14 protein-coding genes are annotated in these 14,871 nt (G+C 42.7%); all 14 read right to left on the bottom strand.

Translation table 11 applies throughout. The features are described from left to right. Nucleotides 1-16 precede the first annotated feature (16 nt). From HMPREF1521_RS00550 to HMPREF1521_RS00485, 14 genes are read right to left on the bottom strand one after another with little or no spacing between them, the layout of a single operon-like run. On the bottom strand, nucleotides 17-1,183 hold the full coding sequence (locus HMPREF1521_RS00550; protein ID WP_038114549.1) for a nucleotide sugar dehydrogenase: 1,167 nt from the start codon (nucleotides 1,181-1,183) through the stop codon (nucleotides 17-19). Beyond that, nucleotides 1,184-2,281: an NAD-dependent epimerase/dehydratase family protein gene (locus HMPREF1521_RS00545; RefSeq protein ID WP_038114547.1), complete on the bottom strand. Its 1,098-nt coding sequence runs from the start codon at nucleotides 2,279-2,281 to the stop codon at nucleotides 1,184-1,186. Between the two features lie 27 nt (nucleotides 2,282-2,308). Beyond that, entirely contained in the window at nucleotides 2,309-3,760 is a 1,452-nt protein-coding gene (locus tag HMPREF1521_RS00540) for a lipopolysaccharide biosynthesis protein (RefSeq protein ID WP_038114545.1), read from the bottom strand. Then, nucleotides 3,760-4,899 carry a CapA family protein gene (locus HMPREF1521_RS00535; protein ID WP_038114542.1) on the bottom strand — a complete coding sequence of 380 codons (1,140 nt, stop codon included), beginning with the start codon at nucleotides 4,897-4,899 and terminating at the stop codon, nucleotides 3,760-3,762. Before HMPREF1521_RS00535 ends, HMPREF1521_RS00540 begins: the two co-directional genes overlap by 1 nt. Further along, the gene (locus HMPREF1521_RS00530) at nucleotides 4,877-5,809 is read right to left on the bottom strand and encodes an ATP-grasp fold amidoligase family protein (protein WP_038114539.1); all 933 of its coding nucleotides are present in this window, start codon (nucleotides 5,807-5,809) and stop codon (nucleotides 4,877-4,879) included. Before HMPREF1521_RS00530 ends, HMPREF1521_RS00535 begins: the two co-directional genes overlap by 23 nt. Further along, entirely contained in the window at nucleotides 5,796-7,028 is a 1,233-nt protein-coding gene (locus tag HMPREF1521_RS00525) for an O-antigen ligase (RefSeq protein WP_038114537.1), read from the bottom strand. Before HMPREF1521_RS00525 ends, HMPREF1521_RS00530 begins: the two co-directional genes overlap by 14 nt. A 19-nt stretch (nucleotides 7,029-7,047) precedes the next feature. Further along, complete coding sequence (locus HMPREF1521_RS00520; protein ID WP_038114535.1) at nucleotides 7,048-8,115, bottom strand: glycosyltransferase; 1,068 nt, start codon at nucleotides 8,113-8,115, stop codon at nucleotides 7,048-7,050. Continuing rightward, nucleotides 8,112-9,161 (bottom strand): NAD(P)-dependent oxidoreductase, encoded by a 1,050-nt coding sequence (locus HMPREF1521_RS00515; protein WP_038114533.1) that lies wholly within the window; start codon nucleotides 9,159-9,161, stop codon nucleotides 8,112-8,114. Before HMPREF1521_RS00515 ends, HMPREF1521_RS00520 begins: the two co-directional genes overlap by 4 nt. Beyond that, nucleotides 9,154-9,879 (bottom strand): 2-C-methyl-D-erythritol 4-phosphate cytidylyltransferase, encoded by a 726-nt coding sequence (locus HMPREF1521_RS00510; protein WP_038114531.1) that lies wholly within the window; start codon nucleotides 9,877-9,879, stop codon nucleotides 9,154-9,156. The genes HMPREF1521_RS00515 and HMPREF1521_RS00510 overlap by 8 nt, the downstream gene beginning before the upstream one ends. A 9-nt stretch (nucleotides 9,880-9,888) precedes the next feature. Then, nucleotides 9,889-10,755: a phosphorylcholine transferase LicD gene (locus HMPREF1521_RS00505; protein ID WP_038114529.1), complete on the bottom strand. Its 867-nt coding sequence runs from the start codon at nucleotides 10,753-10,755 to the stop codon at nucleotides 9,889-9,891. Nucleotides 10,756-10,766: 11 nt separating this feature from the next. Then, the gene (locus HMPREF1521_RS00500; RefSeq protein ID WP_038114527.1) at nucleotides 10,767-11,453 is read right to left on the bottom strand and encodes a sugar transferase; all 687 of its coding nucleotides are present in this window, start codon (nucleotides 11,451-11,453) and stop codon (nucleotides 10,767-10,769) included. Further along, nucleotides 11,447-12,646: a DegT/DnrJ/EryC1/StrS aminotransferase family protein gene (locus HMPREF1521_RS00495; protein ID WP_038114525.1), complete on the bottom strand. Its 1,200-nt coding sequence runs from the start codon at nucleotides 12,644-12,646 to the stop codon at nucleotides 11,447-11,449. Before HMPREF1521_RS00495 ends, HMPREF1521_RS00500 begins: the two co-directional genes overlap by 7 nt. 38 nt (nucleotides 12,647-12,684) lie before the next feature. Beyond that, nucleotides 12,685-13,296: a CpsD/CapB family tyrosine-protein kinase gene (locus tag HMPREF1521_RS00490; RefSeq protein ID WP_038114523.1), complete on the bottom strand. Its 612-nt coding sequence runs from the start codon at nucleotides 13,294-13,296 to the stop codon at nucleotides 12,685-12,687. A 1-nt stretch (nucleotide 13,297) separates the two neighbouring features. Next, a complete protein-coding gene (locus HMPREF1521_RS00485; RefSeq protein ID WP_038114520.1) occupies nucleotides 13,298-14,752 on the bottom strand; it encodes a GNVR domain-containing protein in 1,455 nt (484 codons plus the stop codon). Nucleotides 14,753-14,871: the final 119 nt, after the last annotated feature.

Here is a 14,871-nt window from a genome sequence, read left to right as displayed (position 1 = left end):
TACATACAGCTTTGTATTAATCACGGTCAAAAATGTCTCGCGTATATACTTTATCCACAACATCCTCCAAAGCGTCATCCCACCGATTGGCCACGATGACATCACTAACGCGTTTAAAATCTTCAAGATTTCGAATGATGGGTGAATGAAAGAACTCCTCCGCTTCCAGCGTAGGTTCATAAACGACAACGGCAATTCCTTTCGCCTTAATACGTTTCATTACCCCTTGAATAGCGGATGCTCTGAAATTATCAGAATTCATCTTCATTGTCAACCGATAAATTCCAACTATCTTCGGATCTTTGCCAATAATCACATCCGCAATATGATCTTTACGCGTCCGATTAGCATCGACAATAGCGGAAATCAAGTTTTGCGGCACATCATTATAATTAGCTAACAGCTGTTTTGTATCCTTCGGCAAACAATATCCGCCATAGCCGAAGGATGGATTGTTATAAAAATCTCCGATACGCGGATCCAGACATACGCCGTTGATAATCTGACTCGTATTGAGCCCGCGCACCTCCGCATATGAATCAAGTTCATTAAAGTATGCCACGCGAAGTGCCAAATACGTATTGGCAAATAACTTAATCGCCTCAGCCTCAGTAGAATCCGTATATAATTGCGGCACATTTTCCTTAATCGCTCCGTCCGCAAGAAGTTGTCCAAACCGACGAGCCCGTTCCGAATCTTCCCCTACCACGATTCTCGACGGATGAAGATTATCATAGAGCGCCTTTCCTTCTCGTAAGAACTCAGGTGAAAAGATGATTTTATCGGTATTAAAACGCTCTCTCATCTGCATCGTGTAACCTACGGGAACGGTGGATTTGATAATCATCACTGCATCCGGATTAATATCCAACACATTTTCGATAACTTGTTCTACAGAGGACGTATCAAAAAAGTTTTTTTGCGGATCGTAGTTAGTCGGTGTGGAAATGATGACATAATCAGCGTCTTTATAAGCTTCTACAGGATCTAAAGTCGCTTTAAAATTTAAATCCTTGTGCTGTAAATATTCATTCAGCTCCGCATCTACGATTGGGGATTCACCGCGATTCAGCATATCCACCTTTTCCGCTACGATATCCAGCGCTATCACTTCATTATGCTGAGCTAATAATACGCCATTCGATAAGCCCACATAGCCTGTACCGGCAATTGCAATTTTCATTTATTCGCCCTCCATCATATAAAACGATTTATACCAGGTGGCAAACTGTCTCAAGCCATCCCGTAGTGATGTATTCGGTTTAAAACCGAAATCCCTTTCCAAGTCGCTCGTATCAGCATAGGTAACAGGTACATCACCGGGTTGCATAGGAACCAATTCCTTATGTGCCTCAAAATCATAATTTGACGATAAAACGCCGGCGGCCACAAGTTCTTCCGATAAAATCCGCACAAAATCCAATAGATTTTCCGGACGACTGTTGCCGATGTTGTAGATTGCGTATGGTGGTTCCGGTAATCCATCAGCACCATTACGCCGTTCAGGGGCAACAGTTATTACCTTCTGAACACCTTGTACTATATCATCGATATAGGTAAAGTCACGTTTGCAGTTACCATAATTAAATATCTTGATCGTTCCGCCGCTACGCAATGTATTAGTAAATCCGAAATACGCCATATCAGGACGTCCCGCCGGTCCATATACAGTAAAGAATCGAAGGCCCGTGCTCGGAATATTGTACAGCTTTGCATACGAATACGCTAACAGCTCATTTGATTTTTTAGTCGCCGCATAGAGAGATACCGGATTATCCACCTTATGTTCCGTCGAATAGGGAATGCGTTTATTCGCACCGTATACGGAGGATGATGATGCATATACCAAGTGTTCAACACCGCTGCCATCATTATCATACGAATGACGACAGGCTTCTAAAATATTATAAAAACCTATGATGTTCGACTCTATATACGCGTCCGGATTTGTAATGGAATACCGCACGCCGGCCTGAGCCGCCAGATTCACTACGATACGAGGATGGTACGTATTAAAAATAGTATCGATAAAATCCTTGTCCGCAATGTTTCCCTTCTTAAAAATCCACGTATTACCCTTACGATTAGCCAATTTCTGAATTTGTTCCAATCGGTAATCCTTCAGTGCTACATCATAATAATCATTAACAGAGTCTATGCCGATAATGTGTGTACCTTCCGCTTCTTTCAGCAAGGACATAACAAGATTGGCCCCTATGAATCCGGCTGCTCCTGTTACAAGGATAACTGTATTATTTAATTCTACATTTTGTGAAAGCATATATACTCCTTTCATGTTTTCTGTTGATTATGAACGCCTCAGCTTACCGAGCACCATACGATATCCGGAGGTAATGATTATTCGTTCCGACGGAATCGCATATAGAATTGCCACATACAATATGACACATAGCAACATGCATAGGATGGTCCATCCATAAGAATTGCTCAATGTTAATGCTTCATAGGCTAAAGCTCCCACTACAGCCGATGTGAGCAGATATATTTTAATATTTGATATGACGCGCCATGCGCTCATATGAACAAATACCGCCAGCAATAACATCGCAGCCGCCATCATTTCCAAACGGACCAATGATCGAGCGTATACAAAGGTGGTGAAATCATATTGAATACATATATAGATAACGGGTACCAATACTATAAGATGGAGAATTTGACATAAAAAAGATAAATTCGGAACACCTTTAGACCGGAATATCTCGGAAATAAGATTCGCCGTTACCGTCATGATAGCCGAGCTGAGCGCCCATGAACCGAGTACGATTCCCGCCAGTCCCCATTGAGGGCCCAAGAGAATCTGCACCACAAAATCCTGAAAAACAAAGAGACCTACACCGATAGGCACTAAGAATAACGCCATATATCGCTGAAAGGTGAAGAACGTTTCAGAAAAAGCCTTTTCATCATGTTGTACACGACTCAGTGCCGCAAACAGCACGGGTGCTAATGACGATGTCGCTATAGACATCACAGTCGTAACGATAGCCATCGGCATTTTATAAATACCTAGATAATATGCATTTAGAAAATGACCTATGATAAACGTATCGACCCAAGCGGTCAACCATATAGAAAAAGCTTCGGCCAAAGACCATGCACTATAGCTGAACATCCCCATAAAAATACGCCTGTCAAAAAACAGATGTATCTGATTTTTTCGACTGTAAAATAACGCAATAGACGTCAATAATTGAGCGACTAATATGCCTCCGATCAGTGACCAGTAGTCGAATCCCATGAGGGCCAGGGGAATAGAAACAGCTATAGGCGTTATGATTGTAATAAACCGAATCTTTAAGAGAAATCGGAAATTAAAATCTCTTCTGTACAAGGCCATCTGTACGCTACTGAAAGCGGACAAGGGAATCATGGATCCCATGACCGCTAGAGGAATACCTAGGCCTTCATTACCGACCAATGTAGCCAGTTCATCACGACCGACGATGATACATCCCCATAATATAAGAGACAGGACCAGATTGGCCACAAAGGCTACATCCGTAGCCTGTTGTTTATCCTCTTCAGAGTCAAACTCATGCTGGACCAAAAACTTTTGAAAACCCGCATCAGCTAACATTTCCGCGAAGGATATGACCATCATAATCGTCGCCAATATACCGAACGCCGTCGGCGCCAGCATATGAGCCAATATTATATTTGTCAGTGGTGTTATGAGCTTCGCCAAGACCTCTGTAATAATAGACCATTTGGCGGCAACTACGATTTTTGTATCCATTACTTCTTATTTATATTCTTTATTCCGCGTAAAAACAGCTCATGATGTGCTTCACATTCCAAGTAATTCTGTATTGCCAGATAGCTGGTTTTTCCTAAAATAAGATTCACTAACTTGCGTAAAAATAATGCATTAAGCGCCCGTACAACAAAGGAACGCCCTAGAAACTCCCGCAAATATCGATTTACATGAGTGTCGGCGAACGCCTTATACGCCTGCAATACAAAATGAGGATCCTTGATCTGCGCATTTCGCGCCTCATAGTCAGCCAATATTTCGTTCGCCTCACTTGACGTCGCTAAACGAATGCCTATGTCCGTCTTTCGTATCGGGATTTCATTAACTATAAAATGATCCTTTGTAACATCTACGGCTAAAAGTAATGACTCTCTTATAAACTCTCCATATTTCGTGAAAAAATTGGAATCAAAGATAAAATTGCCTTGCCCGTAAATGATACTGCCATCCTTATAGTTTTCACGCGAACCGATACAGTGGCTGTGTTGGCACACTACAAGATCCGCCCCTTTATCGACAAATTTACGGCAATATTTCTGCAGCATAGGCGACGGATATCTATAAAACTCCTTGCCGCCATGATAGAGGACGATGACATAATCACATTGCGCCTTCAGCTCGGCTACATCGTCAAAGCTTTCCAGCACATCAAACGGATTAGCCCCCGCCTTATGAGCGGATGCAATGGTGAACTCCCGTTCCGAGCACATATAAAGGCCTACACAAATGCCATCTTTCTCAAAGATGAAAGGCTTTTTCGCCTCCTCTTGATCATTGCCTACACCGCCATAAAGAATATTATGTTCTTCCAATAGCTTTGTCGTTGCCTTTAACCCCTGTACACCCTGATCCAAACTATGATTATTTGCCAAGGTCAGAAATAAAGGCTGTAATCGTGCGTATCCATGAATCGTTTTCGATGGAGACTCTAAATTATTACCGAATTTCTCAATCGGTGTTGACACATCCGCTAAGGGAACCTCCAGATTAAATATATTCAAATCAGATGCATGCAATATCTCATACACTTCTTTGCCTACTAATGATTCTATATCACCAGACTCAAAATAGCTTCTATTCACATCCGTAGATACAAAATCAGCTCCGATGTACAGTTTCAAGATCTAGCCACCCTCCTACCTCATAATCCATATCTATGGATCTAAAAGGTTCAAATCCTGCACCGGGGAACAGCGTTAACTCCCCAACATATAAATGACCATTTATTTCATAAAAATCAATGCGTATGAACGGACAGTCCTTACTTAATATGCGGGCCACACGCAACATATCGTCAAACGTCTGAGGCCGCGGAAATTCAGGTACCGCCAACTCATGAAGGCGGAATCCGACTTTCATAGGTTTCCAATCCAGGTCATAAAAATTCATCTTCGTACCGTTTTTGGAAAAGCGATCTGAACAGACAATCGTCAACTTCGGCTGACCGTTAAATACGAACATTTTATAATCCAGTAAGTTCTTCTCGCCGAGTTCCGCCATATACGGCTCGGCGATGATACGCCGAGGCACATCGTGATAGGCCCATTCTCTGGCGATGCGGTAGTAATCACGACTCAATGATTTCTGCAGCGTTTTTTTTGCCGCTTCTATATCAAAAGTCTTACGGTCCTTACAAATGACAAGACCCCCGCTATCATGAGTACATTTGAGAACAAATTGTGCCGGTAAGGAGTCAAAATCAATATCATCCACCGAATCCCAGACACCTATAGCCGGTATTACATACTCCGCACCTACAGCTTCTGTGATAAAAGATTTTGCTTCGTATTTATCCACCATCTTTGTATGAATAGGTTTACGATTATGAATTTTAAGCCATTGTAACTTTTCGCTAAAACTCTTCGGATTTTCAAGGTCTAATGGATAGTCCATATACTTGGGAAACACAGTTTTCAGAAAATCACTGTCAGACAATCTATCGTAATAACCTAATTTTGTTAATACCCGTGTGCGATAATATACATCCCCCAGAAAGGACAATCCCTGTTTCCACAATTTACTTAGCTGCATTTTTCCGTCCTTTCCTTAAAATCTGTACTTCCAAGAAAAATAACATCATGTAAAAATAGGTACTCTTACTTTCATAAGATACCATTCCCATATCCATCACGAGCTGTGATAATAAGAGGATTAAAACCATCACATATTCATTGCTGTGAAAGTCATGATATCGAATCATGTTATAAACTAGATACACATACATGGAGTAATACGTGACAAGACCTATAACGCCGGTTCCTGCCAAAAGCTCAATATAGTTATTGTGCAAATAATAATTATCTCTGCCAAAGATAAAGTATGTAAATACAGACGGATTATTGACACCTACACCGGTTATGGGAGATTGATAAAATAAATCCCATCCGATATCCACAAGAGACATGCGTATCATGGTGGATGAATCCCCACCTGTTCCGGAGAATGCCGCCACCATATCTTCCATTCTCGTCAACACTTCTTCAAACATCGGTAATTGTAGAACCATTATGCCGATAGCAATTAATCCTGCCAAAGAACCGACCAGTTTCAGAATAGAATGTAGCGCATTCGAACTGCGGAAACTTTTACAAACAAAGAGCAGAACAATACCGACCACGACAAAAACAAGAGCCTTGCGACTGCCCGTAGCGGCCAAAATACCCAGAGTCGGCAAAGCGATTACATTCCACCAGCGTGGCTTGTCATACATCATATAATAAATGGTCATAACAATGGCATTAGCCCCCAAAAGGCCTACCGTATTAGCATTTAATGCATCATTAGCAATACGTGCCGATGACGACAAAACCGTAATGAAGTAATCCAATCCATAAAAATATACCGTGTAAAAGCAGACGATATAGCCTGTCCACATGCCGATTTTTAAAAGGGAGTCCACCGTCGGCTTATCCTGATAGCACATATATAAAACGATGAGCATACAGAATATTTTTACGATATCAAAGCTACGACTCATGGCCACTGCCGGGTCCATCGCATTAATAGCGCTGAGATAACAGGCTCCGATAAAAAGCAGCATATAAGCGTGCATCCAGGTGAATCTAAACTTGATAATCCCCCGCTCACGAATCAGATAAAACAATATGAGGCCAAACAAACATACAAACAATACATAAGCACCATAATCCGCATCGCCGAGGGCAAAGGAAATGGTCAATGACAACACCAAAAACAGTAGAGTAATGAACCATATCATGCGATCAGCAAGAGCCGTTATATTTAACTTCAATGGTTCTCCTCCTTACAACTCATAAAACTTCCAACCAGCGTTTTGCAATTTTCCATAACGGAAACTCATCGCGAACCTTGATAGCCTCCCGAGATAATCGCGCTGCTAGCGCAGAATCACATAACACACTGCGCATCGCTTTATACATGGCCTCCGTATTCCTTACAGGTACTAACAGACCGTTTTCACCGTTACGGATAACCATCCGCGCACCGCCTACCGGGCAATCCGTCACTACGGAAGGTAACCCCATGCCGAGCGCCTCAAGCATAGAGTTTGATATACCTTCAAAATCGGAAGACGACACATACATAGCGCATGGTGCCACCTTCTCTAAAATATTATCGGCAAACCCCGGTAGCAGAATACGATCTTCCAGATTAAGCGATTTAATCTGAGCCCGTAATTCATCCTCCAGCACGCCTTGTCCGTAAATAACCAGTTTGTAATCCGGAAATTCGTCGGCTAACATGCTGAAAGCATTGATCATCATAGGTAGGTTCTTCTGCGGATGTAAACGACATGCGGTAACGATAACTTTCTCCCGTTCTCCCTCCATAGGAGGCGGTAATTTTCCGTTTATAGGATTCGGAATGATAACGCCCCTTTTTTGAACGGACCGCGGAAAATAAGATTTTGCATCCTCCGTCTGAAAGACCACAGCATCCGCAAAAAGAAATGCAAAGTTGCGCAATGCCTGCTGATGCCAACCGACAGGAACCTTTCGAGGATTATTTCGTTCGGAGAAAACGATGCGATTCTTTACAAACCATGAACTGATAGCCAAAATAAAGCTGGATGCGGATAAAAAGGATAAGCATGTCGCATCGGGTCTCGTTTTGAGAATCTTAATCAGCTCTTTTATCTCCTGTATAAAGCGAATCACCTTATTCGAACTGGTCGTGTGAATCTGAATCGATTCGATGCCCTCCGCCAATGCATATTCGTTACCGTATCGATTGGGACTCGTCTGAATGACCGTAATATGATGACCCTCTTGTACCCATTGGCGAGAAAGCTCCGTTAAAATTCGTTCCGCCCCGTCATTTCCCAGAGAGATGGTAACGATAATAATTTCTTTCTTCATGAACATTCCTCTCTGATATATTCGGCTAATCTTATATAAGCTTCTTCCATCGATATTTTCGGTTCCCATCCCAAAGCCTTCAATTTCTTTGAGCTTAAAAACATATGAACCGTCGGTGCATAACCGAGCCCGTTAACATCGTCCGGAATATCAAATATAACCTTACTTCGATCATGGCTCACATGGTGAGCTACCAAATTGGCAATGCTGGCGATGGATCTAGTTTCTTCATCATTACATACATTATATGCCTCACCGGCCTGTCCCTTATGCATAAGCACGAGAATCGCCGACAATGCATCCGTTATATAACAATAATTTGACATAGAGTCGCCTTTCGTATGAAGCACAATATCTTCATTGGCGATAGCGCTCTTTGTGAACTGCATGAAGACACGATTGTCTGAAACAGGCACTCCGGGACCGAAGGTCTGCGCCAATCGAGCTATCACGGCAGGCACATCATACTCTACGGCATATGATTTGCAGTAACACTCACAAAGTCTTTTACTTTCAGAATAAGAACTGCGCACATTAAGATGATCCAAATAGCCCGACTGATCCTCGGTCATAACTTGACCTGACTCATTCGGCACACCATATTGTTCCATGCTCGACAAATAGATTAATTTCTTGACCCTATTGCGATGTCCTAATTCCAACATCGCCTCAGTACCAGAAACGGATGTATGTATCGTTTCTACGGGATGTTCCACAAAGAATTTGGATTGTGTCGGCGCCGCACCATGCAGAATATAATCGCAGGATACATCCACCGCATCAAGAGAGGTATCAATCAACTCGATACCTTCACGATTGAGGAAATCTCCAAATATGGACTTTGCCTTGTCCTTGCTGCGCACATGACCTATGATATGCAAATCAAGCTTGTGCACCTCATCGGCAATCAGCAACAATTTGATAAACATGGAGCCTATAAGGCCCGTCGCCCCCGTAACAAGAATGTGTTGACTGCGAAGCGGAACAAAGAGTGGTGTCTCTCTAACTAAGGAGGTTAACTCGCGTTGTATAACGGAATTATTCATCTTGAAGGCCTCCCAATTCGCGATTTTTTATAATCCCCGTGAACATATAGTAATCCGAAGGGGTTGTAATCTTTATATTTTCCGACGTTCCCATCACCGGATACAGTTCATACCCGTAATGCATCATCATCGAGGCGGAATCTATAAAATCATGTATGCCGTCCCGCTTCGCCTGTTCGTGAACATGCAATATATCATCTAGGCGAAAACTTTGTGGTGCTTTGGCCATCAAGCATTCATCACGGTTTAAAATGCGTCGAATAGCCTTTCCTTGGGTAACCATTACAGTCTCAATAGCCGGAGTTACCGTAATTGCAGACCCGTTTTTCTCAACGGATACAATGTTCCGCTCAATAGTCATACTATCAACAAGCGGACGCACGCCGTCATGAATGAGTACCGTCACCGTATCTTCGTCGGAATATAAACGTTTTGTTTCGAGCAAACCGTTAAATTGCGATTCCAATGCGGTAGCGCCGCCTGCTACGACGGAAACCACCTTTGAAATTTTTGCATCTTCAATTAACTGTTTCGTATGATCGATCCATTCTTCTTTACAGGCCAGTACGATACCGTCTATAGCCTCGGTACGTTCAAAGACTTCCAGAGTCTGTATCAATATAGGCTTACCGTTCCATTGTAGGAACTGCTTCGGTGTCTTACTGTTTTTCATTCGAGCACCTACGCCGCCCGCAAAAATTACTGCAATTCGTTTCATAGGCCCTCCTTATGTCTGTGAAGAATCCCTCGCATAATGAATACCTTTATAGGCTTTATAACCCGTATGCAAATCTGCAAAGACCGCATCATGTTTTGCCACGCGTTGTTCCTCCGGAGGTAATTGCATATAATCCCCCCAGATAAGGCGCAGATATCGTTCATAGCCTTTCATAACCGGGATTTGATGCCCTTCAAAGTTTTTATATACAACAGAGCTGAAATCTTCTTGAGGATGACGTAATTTCATCCCTTTCAAACTACCGATCAATTCAGTACATTCAGCACTGGTATTAAAATCATATTGACTCATCTTCTTCTCTGCATAGCGCCAGATGTGATACCGCACAGAAGGTCCGGAGATAATCTTATAAATTCCCCCTGCCAAAGCGCGATATACAGGACCTTTATTATCTGGTAACCGTTGCGCATTGAACAGAGCGAACATCATGGCCCACATCAACTGCAACATCCGGCTGATTTTACCAGGTGCACATCCATCTATAGGCATAATTTCTAAGGCCAGTCCATGACATATATCCTCGTTCATGCTATGACGATTGATAAATGTCGTGTGATTATCCCGTATGGAGGCGCCTGCATCGTGATAAATATGATTGCGGTCTGTTCTACAATAAGTGAAACGCTCCGTATCAGCATATTTTGGCCATAATATCGCTAATTTTTCATAATCCGGCCGAGGCATAAAAATATCTAAATCATCATCCCAGGGGATGAATCCCTCATGTCTGACAGCCCCGATGAGACCACCGCCACAGAGATAGAATCGCAAATTATGTGCATCACAAAACTCTTTAAAGTACAGCAACATTGCAAGTTCTTTCTCTTGTATTTCCTTTGTCATAGATGTACTCATAGGGACCTCTTTCATCGCAATACGGCAACAACCGTATCTATCATCGTTTTTATGTCACTCCAAAAGGAGAACTCTTTAATACTTTTCAGATTCCACGCCATCTTCTCCGGCAACACCTGTTCAATATAAACCCGATCCACATTATGCGCATCTTGTAAAAGCTGATCTTCATCCTTATAGGCGATGCTGGCCACACTGGTTACACCTGCCGGTAATAATAATGTAGCTTTCATTTCATCCGTATAAGCATCCACATAGCGAGGTACTTCCGGACGCGTGCCGACAAAGCTCATATCCCCTAAGAAAATATTAATCAGCTGCGGCAATTCATCAAGCCGACATTTGCGAAGCATATGACCCACCTTGGTAACGCGCATATCGCTTTTAGATGTCACTTGAGCCCCTAAAGACTCCGCATCTTTCACCATCGTACGGAACTTGTAGATTCCAAAGGTGCGTCCATATTGAGTCACGCGTGTCTGTCGAAAGAATATTTCACCTTCGCTGTCACACTTAATCATGATACTCAGAACTAAAAATACAGGACTGAGACAGACGAGCATGACAGCTGAAACGATGCGGTCAAAAATGCTTTTACAGAACAAACTGCCACGCTTCTTATTCAGTATGTCAAAGTAGGGACGCACCGCCTCGCACTGAAGTTCAGCAGGCAAATCATAAAAGTGTCGTACTAACATTCGTCAAGAATCCTTTTGAAATTATCAATTATATACTGCACTTCCTCATCGGTAAGTCGCGTATGGAGCGGCAATGTAATTTCATTGGCGAACTGATGATACGCATTTGGATAATCATCAATGGTAAAGCCTAATTTTTTATATGCCGTATGCATCGGAATCGGCTTGTAATGCACATTCGTTGCAATCCCTGCATCCGCCATAGCCTCTATGAATGTATTGCGATATTCACTATCGCGACCGTCAAGGCGCACCAAATAGAGATGACCGCTACTTTCATGATCTTTTGTATAGTGATTCAATACGGTTACAGGCAAATCTTTAAAGGCTTTATCATAGGTTTTAATGATTTCCTTACGTCTCGCTAACAGTTGCGGGTATCGCTCAAATTGAGCAAGTCCGATAGCGGCCATAATATCCGTCATATTACATTTGTAATATGTACCCTTGATATCATATTCCCAAGCGCCTACCTTTGTTTTCGCCAAAGCATCTTTATCTTGACCATGAAGTGATAAGAGCTGAAATTCCTTGTACATCTGTTCATCATCGACACCGTCGATATGACGCCACGTAGCACAGCCACCTTCCGCTGTGGTGAAATTTTTTACCGCATGAAAGGAGAAACTGCTGAAATCCGCCACATTCCCTGTAGGAGTCCCCTTATAAGATGCTCCGAATGAATGTGCGCAATCCGCTACCACCGGAATACGGCCCAAAGCCTTTTGCAGGTCATTGGCCGGTTTAAATAAGTTTTTTTTATCTTCCACAATACGGAATATGCGTTCATAATCACATGGAACGCCCGCTATATCAACAGGTATAATCGCCTTCGTCTTAGATGTAATGGCCGTCTTTACAGCATCATAGTCCATTTCATAAGAGTTCGGCTGTGTATCGACAAGCACTAAGGTTGCCCCCACATGAATGACAGGGCTGGCACTGGCTGTGTAAGAATATGCCGTAGTAATCACTTCATCACCGGGCCCGATTCCCAGCACGTGTAATATGAGCTCCAAAGCCGCCGTGGCGGAATTCAAGCACACCGCTTTAGGCGTGCCCAACTGATGAGCGATACGCTTTTCCAGTTCTTTTGTACGAGGACCGGTTGTAATCCATCCACTTTGTAAAGCGGCAACGACCTCATTTATCTCTAGCTCTGTAATATCAGGAGGGGAAAAATTAATTTTCATAGTAATCACCTCAATGCTTTCTATCTTATGCAAAAAACTTATACGTCTATTACAATGGAGCCCAATAATGGAACGCCTACTTGAGTAAGTCGCTTTTTAGCTTCTTTCAAATCATCGGGACTTACCCCGCCGTTGCGGGCAACAATGATAACGCCATCGGATTTTTCTGCCAGTACCACTGCATCGGTTACCGCTAATACAGGCGGCGTATCGACGATAATAACATCGTATTCATCGCGCACATAATTCAAAATTGTAGGTAACTTACTGGAGTCTACCACATCAGACGATCGCTCAACAGGGTCCCCCGCAGCAAGTATATCCAGATGAGGCTCCACATTGCGATGGATCGTCAAATCTTCATCCATGAGAACCGCATTTGTAAGTCCTCGATTCTGCACATCAAAAGCGACGTGCTGAATAGGATTACGCAAATTACCGTCCACTAACAGTACTTTATCGTTATTTTTCGACAATGATAATGCTACATTAGCCGCCACCTCAGATGTGCCTTCACCACTGGTAGCCGCCGTAATACAAATAAGCTTTCCATGCTTACGATTGCATACGTACTGTAGATTACTGCGCAATGTACGATATGCTTCAACAAACGGTGTATCACCGTGTTCTTTTGAAATTAATCTGATCATACTATCCTCTCAGTTTTCTCCACCATACAGCCATACGACTACCGGATTCTTCATAGTCTTTATAGTCCTTACGTTGATGATTAGGAATCACACCTAAATTTTGAACGCCCAAGATAGAGTCCACTTCTTGAACGGATTGAATCTTTCGATTCCACAAGGATTGACCCAACACATAGAGGCACCCCAAAATTAAGCCGATAATAGCGGATCCCACCAAAATAAGAATACTGCGCGGAGCAACTGTTTTTTCCGGTAATGTAGGCGCATCGACTATCTGTACCTCATTCGGAACCATTACTTCCGCCACTTTCGCTTCTTCTAACCGTTTTGAAAGCATGGAATAAATATCTTGAGCTACATCTACATCACGTTTTGCTTTAATATAGCCCCGTTCTTTTTCCGGTAGGCTTTTCATAGCCTCTTCGTTCGTCTTGTCCAGATTTGCCAACGCGGTTTCTTTACCTTGTGCGACCGCAAGAGCCGCCTCATTTTTAAACTTATCCGCAAGCAGACCTTGCTGCGCGGAGTTACTGGAAGGAGCTTGTTGCGTAGCGATAGCATTGATTTCTGTATTAAGACCGTTCTTAGCTTCAGCAATTTGCTGATTTAACTCTTTCATAACCAGATGTTCATCCGTGTATTTGCCCACATAAGAAGCCTTACGAGATTCAAGTTCCGCCAATTGCGTCTTATAGGCCTGTACGGTAGAGCTATCCGCAATGCTTCGACCGGCGGACCCCAATTGCTCATTAATACTGCCCAATGCGGCTTGTGCCGTTTCCAAGTCCAGTTTATTCTGCGCTTTTTCCTTATCGATGAGCGTAATGGTATCCGTCAATCCCCTCATCTGATCACTGGTAGAATATACGTTGTTATCTACCTGAAACTGTTGTAGTCTCTTCTCGGCCTCATCCAGTTCAGCCTTTGCGGACACCACCCGTTTTTGTAAAAACTCACGAGTCGCCCGTTGTTCAACATGAGATAACTCGGCTAAACGTTTTAAAAAGGTATCGATTAAAAATTGATTCGCATTTTGTGCCTGTTCCGGAGTACGACCGGTAACATTTACCTGTAACAATTCTGTTTCTTTAAACGGTTTTGTTTCGATTCGATTTTTTACGAATTCTTCATAGGTCGGAACACTGCCCTCCCCATCTTGTTCTTCAATAGAGGCCATGAGCGGTTCCACCACATTACGGCTCTTTAAAATTTCCGCATCCGTATTCATCAACTGACGCGCCATAGTGTCTGTAAATCCGTTTGGACTCGACAATACCGAATTACCTAAATCCTGTGCCTGTTTAATACGCAACATGGATGTCGATTGATATGTAGCAGGCGCGAGCAGCACATAAGTGCCCCCCAGCAAAATACAAACAGCGGTTATATTTAAAATCTTGCGGCGTTTCCGCACAAGTAGCTTAGCTACCTCTTGTAAATCAATAATTTGTTCCACCCATATACCCCTTTCTATGAAAGTATGCAAACAACGAAATCTCTCCCTTATTTTCATTCATAGCCATATATGAGCTAATATAAAAATAACGATATGATTTCCGATGGATAGCAATTGCA

It is taken from the genome of Veillonella sp. AS16 (assembly GCF_000517785.1).
GTDB classification, from domain to species: Bacteria; Bacillota; Negativicutes; order Veillonellales; family Veillonellaceae; genus Veillonella; species Veillonella denticariosi.
The sequence above is the reverse complement of the archived record's forward strand: the minus strand, read 5'-3'. Positions and strand labels throughout refer to the sequence as shown.

What these genes read in the sequence shown, in the direction of transcription:
- HMPREF1521_RS00550 (WP_038114549.1), bottom strand. Translation starts at nt 1,183, where the DNA reads ATGAAAATTGCAATTGCCGGTACAGGCTATGTGGGCTTATCGAATGGC.
- HMPREF1521_RS00545 (WP_038114547.1), bottom strand. Translation starts at nt 2,281, where the DNA reads ATGCTTTCACAAAATGTAGAATTAAATAATACAGTTATCCTTGTAACA.
- HMPREF1521_RS00540 (WP_038114545.1), bottom strand. Translation starts at nt 3,760, where the DNA reads ATGGATACAAAAATCGTAGTTGCCGCCAAATGGTCTATTATTACAGAG.
- HMPREF1521_RS00530 (WP_038114539.1), bottom strand. Translation starts at nt 5,809, where the DNA reads ATGCAGCTAAGTAAATTGTGGAAACAGGGATTGTCCTTTCTGGGGGAT.
- HMPREF1521_RS00520 (WP_038114535.1), bottom strand. Translation starts at nt 8,115, where the DNA reads ATGAAGAAAGAAATTATTATCGTTACCATCTCTCTGGGAAATGACGGG.
- HMPREF1521_RS00515 (WP_038114533.1), bottom strand. Translation starts at nt 9,161, where the DNA reads ATGAATAATTCCGTTATACAACGCGAGTTAACCTCCTTAGTTAGAGAG.
- HMPREF1521_RS00510 (WP_038114531.1), bottom strand. Translation starts at nt 9,879, where the DNA reads ATGAAACGAATTGCAGTAATTTTTGCGGGCGGCGTAGGTGCTCGAATG.
- HMPREF1521_RS00505 (WP_038114529.1), bottom strand. Translation starts at nt 10,755, where the DNA reads ATGAGTACATCTATGACAAAGGAAATACAAGAGAAAGAACTTGCAATG.
- HMPREF1521_RS00500 (WP_038114527.1), bottom strand. Translation starts at nt 11,453, where the DNA reads ATGTTAGTACGACACTTTTATGATTTGCCTGCTGAACTTCAGTGCGAG.
- HMPREF1521_RS00495 (WP_038114525.1), bottom strand. Translation starts at nt 12,646, where the DNA reads ATGAAAATTAATTTTTCCCCTCCTGATATTACAGAGCTAGAGATAAAT.
- HMPREF1521_RS00490 (WP_038114523.1), bottom strand. Translation starts at nt 13,296, where the DNA reads ATGATCAGATTAATTTCAAAAGAACACGGTGATACACCGTTTGTTGAA.